We start from the raw sequence: 303 nt of genomic DNA on the forward strand, positions 1-303 counted from the left end.
CCATACAAGAAAATAAGCAGTAGTTCAGAGCATAGAAATGAACTAAGAAAAGCAAAGATTGAGACAGTTAATCTTTATTCAGCCTTTCTTGCATTGAGCATCAAACTTATGGAAAAAGGTGGGCAAGTCATTGCCATCATTCCACGGTCTTTCTGCAATGGACCTTATTACAAGCCATTCAGAGAGTTAATTTTGAAAGAATGCTCTATTGACCATATCCATGTTTTTGAAAGCAGGGACAAAGCTTTTCAAGATGATGATGTATTGCAAACCGTAGAAGTCAGAAAATTTTATCCTGGAATC

1 protein-coding gene is annotated in these 303 nt (G+C 36.3%); it reads left to right on the plus strand.

From position 1 onward, the window contains the following. The coding region (locus ACO0KY_RS19680; protein WP_423048932.1) for an Eco57I restriction-modification methylase domain-containing protein at window positions 1-303 on the plus strand (303 nt) is incomplete at both ends.

This window comes from Undibacterium sp. Dicai25W (assembly GCF_049340505.1).
GTDB lineage: Bacteria > Pseudomonadota > Gammaproteobacteria > Burkholderiales > Burkholderiaceae_D > Undibacterium > Undibacterium jejuense.